This window comes from Paenibacillus selenitireducens (assembly GCF_002021565.1).
Lineage (GTDB): Bacteria > Bacillota > Bacilli > Paenibacillales > Paenibacillaceae > Paenibacillus_K > Paenibacillus_K selenitireducens.
The window spans coordinates 2,501-4,561 of the sequence record NZ_MSZX01000035.1; the positions used below are offsets into that span (position 1 = coordinate 2,501).

Annotated in this window: 1 rRNA gene (running past one end of the window); it reads left to right on the top strand. The window is 53.3% G+C overall.

Annotated elements, in window-relative coordinates:
- Positions 1-2,061 (top strand): 23S ribosomal RNA (locus tag BVG16_RS32145) (it extends 867 nt beyond the left edge of the window).

Below are 2,061 nucleotides of genomic sequence, written 5' to 3' on the forward strand. Positions count from 1 at the left end.
AATAGCTTTAGGGCTAGCCTCGGTGTTAAGAGTCGTGGAGGTAGAGCACTGATTGGGTGCGGGGCCCGCCAAGGGTTACCAAGCTCAGTCAAACTCCGAATGCCATAGACTTATAACCGGGAGTCAGACAGTGAGTGCTAAGATCCATTGTCAAAAGGGAAACAGCCCAGACCATCAGCTAAGGTCCCCAAGTGTGTGTTAAGTGGGAAAGGATGTGGAGTTGCAAAGACAACCAGGATGTTGGCTTAGAAGCAGCCATCATTTAAAGAGTGCGTAATAGCTCACTGGTCGAGTGACTCTGCGCCGAAAATGTAACGGGGCTAAACACACCACCGAAGCTATGGCTTGATACGTATGTATCAGGGGTAGGGGAGCGTTGTATGTAGGTTGAAGGTGTACCGTAAGGAGCGCTGGACAGCATACAAGTGAGAATGCCGGTATGAGTAACGAAAAGACATGTGAGAATCATGTCCGCCGAAAGCCTAAGGGTTCCTGAGGAAGGTTCGTCCGCTCAGGGTAAGTCGGGACCTAAGGCGAGGCCGAAAGGCGTAGTCGAAGGACAACAGGTTGAAATTCCTGTACCACCGTAAGCCGTTATGAGCAATGGGGTGACGCAGTAGGATAGTGACGCAGACTGATGGATGTCTGTCCAAGCAGTGAGGCTGATGTGTAGGCAAATCCGCACATCGATAAGGCTAGGCTGTGATGGGGAGGGAAAATTGCAGTACCGAAGGTCATGATTTCACACTGCCAAGAAAAGCCTCTAGCCAGGTGATGGTGCCCGTACCGCAAACCGACACAGGTAGGCGAGAAGAGAATTCTAAGGCGCGCGGAAGAACTCTCGTTAAGGAACTCGGCAAAATGACCCCGTAACTTCGGGAGAAGGGGTGCCCCGGTAGTGTGAATAGCACGAGGGGGCCGCAGTGAAAAGGCCCAAGCGACTGTTTAGCAAAAACACAGGTCTGTGCGAAGCCGTAAGGCGAAGTATACGGGCTGACGCCTGCCCGGTGCTGGAAGGTTAAGGGGAGTGGTTAGGGGTAACCCGAAGCTATGAACCGAAGCCCCAGTAAACGGCGGCCGTAACTATAACGGTCCTAAGGTAGCGAAATTCCTTGTCAGGTAAATTCTGACCCGCACGAATGGCGTAACGACTTGGGCGCTGTCTCAACGAGAGATCCGGTGAAATTTTAATACCTGTGAAGATGCAGGTTACCCGCGACAAGACGGAAAGACCCCATGGAGCTTTACTGCAGCTTGATATTGGACTTTGGTACGATCTGTACAGGATAGGTGGGAGCCTTTGAAGCATGAGCGCCAGCTTGTGTGGAGGCGACGTTGGGATACCACCCTGATCGTATCGGAGTTCTAACCTAGGACCGTAACCCGGTTCGGGGACAGTGTCAGGTGGGCAGTTTGACTGGGGCGGTCGCCTCCTAAAGAGTAACGGAGGCGCCCCAAGGTTCCCTCAGAATGGTTGGAAATCATTCGAAGAGTGCAAAGGCATAAGGGAGCTTGACTGCGAGACATACAGGTCGAGCAGGGACGAAAGTCGGGCTTAGTGATCCGGTGGTACCGCATGGAAGGGCCATCGCTCAACGGATAAAAGCTACCCTGGGGATAACAGGCTTATCTCCCCCAAGAGTCCACATCGACGGGGAGGTTTGGCACCTCGATGTCGGCTCATCGCATCCTGGGGCTGAAGTAGGTCCCAAGGGTTGGGCTGTTCGCCCATTAAAGCGGTACGCGAGCTGGGTTCAGAACGTCGTGAGACAGTTCGGTCCCTATCTGTCGTGGGCGTAGGAAATTTGAGAGGAGCTGTCCTTAGTACGAGAGGACCGGGATGGACATACCGCTGGTGTACCAGTTGTTCCGCCAGGAGCACCGCTGGGTAGCCAAGTATGGACGGGATAAGCGCTGAAAGCATCTAAGCGTGAAGCCCCCCTCAAGATGAGATTTCCCAATTAGTAAGACCCCTTGAAGACGACGAGGTTGATAGGTTGGAGGTGGAAGCGCAGCAATGTGTGGAGCTGACCAATACTAATCGGTCGAGGGCTTATCCTA